Source organism: Chryseolinea serpens, from assembly GCF_900129725.1.
Taxonomy (GTDB): Bacteria; Bacteroidota; Bacteroidia; order Cytophagales; family Cyclobacteriaceae; genus Chryseolinea; species Chryseolinea serpens.
Genome location: NZ_FQWQ01000010.1, coordinates 1 through 1,847, shown reverse-complemented (window position 1 = coordinate 1,847; position 1,847 = coordinate 1). Strand labels below are relative to the sequence as shown.

Genomic DNA, 1,847 nt, shown 5'->3' with positions numbered 1-1,847 from the left:
CTATAGGTCGGGTTGGTTGCACCGCCGATGGGTGAACCGTTCTTAAGCCACTGGTAGGTTGGGCTGGTCGTTACACCAACGTTCACACTGAAGGTCACCGGGCTGCCGGCGCATAAGGTCTGGCTGGCGGGGCCGGCAAGGATCTCGGGCAACTCGCGCACGGTTAAAACAGAACCGTTGCTGGTCACCGGCGGCGTACAGGTACCGCTGATGACAACCGTATACGTTGCTCCATCTGCCGTAGCGATGCTGGGGATCGTATAGGTTGATGACGTCGCCCCTCCGATGTTGACACCGTTCTTTTTCCACTGATACGTAAGTGCCGTTCCCGTTGCCGTTACACTGAACGAGGCCGGAACGCCTTCGCACAACGCCTGACTGGCTACGGGTTGTGCCGTTATCACCGGAGCGGTGTCCACGGTCAAGACCGCGTTGCCACTGGTGACCGGACTGCCGCAGATGCCGTTGACGGTCACGCTGTAGTTACCTGCATCCGTCGTGGCAATACTTGCAATGCTGTAGGTCGGGTTGGTGGCACCACCAATGGGTGAACCATTTTTAAGCCACTGATAGGTAGGGCTGGTCGTTACGCCAACGTTCACGCTGAAGGTCACCGGGCTGCCGGCGCATAACGTTTGGCTGGCAGGATCAGCCAGGATCTCCGGCAACTCTCGCACGGTTAAAACAGAACCGTTGCTGGTTACAGGAGGTGCACACGTGCCGCTTACCAGAACCGTGTACGTTGCTCCATCGGCCGTAACAATGCTGGGGATCGTATAAGTTGATGACGTCGCCCCTCCGATGTTGACACCATTCTTTTTCCATTGATACGTGAGTGCCGTTCCGGATGCCGTTACGCTAAAGGAAGCTGGAACACCTTCGCACAAGGCCTGACTGGCTATGGGTTGCGCGGTAATGGCTGGAGCAGTGTTCACGGTCAAGACCGCGTTGCCACTGGTGACAGGACTACCGCAGATGCCGTTGACGGTCACACTGTAGTTGCCTGCATCGGTCGTGGCAATACTCGCGATGCTGTAGGTCGGGTTGGTGGCACCGCCGATGGGTGAACCATTCTTAAGCCATTGATAGGTTGGGCTGGTCGTTACACCAACATTCACACTAAACGTCACTGGGCTACCCGCACACAAGGTTTGGCTAGCCGGATCAGCAAGGATCTCCGGTAACTCTCGCACGGTTAAAACAGAACCGTTGCTGGTTACGGGAGGTGCACACGTGCCGCTTACTATAACGGTGTACGTTGCCCCATCTGCCGTTACAATACTAGGAATGGTATAGGTGGAAGACGTCGCCCCTCCTATGTTGACACCATTTTTTCTCCATTGATACGTAAGTGCAGTTCCGGATGCCGTTACGCTAAAGGAAGCCGGCACACCTTCGCATAAGGCCTGACTGGCTATGGGCTGCGCGGTAATGGCTGGAGAAGTGTCTACAGTCAAGACGCCGTTGCCGCTGGTGACCGGAGTGCCGCAAATGCCATTGACGGTTACACTATAGTTGGCCGCATCTGTCGTAGCGACACTGGCAATGGTGTAGGTCGGGTTCGTGGCACCGCCGATGATGGTACCGTTTTTACGCCATTGATAGGTCGGGTTGGTTGTCACACCCACGTTCACACTAAAGGTTACCGGGCTACCGGCACATACCGTTTGGCTGGCAGGGTCAGCCAGGATCTCTGGCAATTCTCGCACGGTCAAAACAGAAGCGGTGCTGGTTACGGGAGGTGTACAGGTTCCGCTGATGACAACGGTGTATGTTGCTCCATCCGCAGTAACAATGCTGGGGATCGTATAAGTCGATGAGGTTGCTCCTCCAATATTAACACCATT

At 55.7% G+C, this 1,847-nt stretch carries 1 protein-coding gene; it reads right to left on the bottom strand.

Annotated elements, in window-relative coordinates; all coding sequences use genetic code 11:
- Positions 1-1,847 (bottom strand): immunoglobulin domain-containing protein (locus tag BUB30_RS34990; RefSeq protein ID WP_178377260.1); only part of this gene is annotated, 1,847 nt, incomplete at both ends.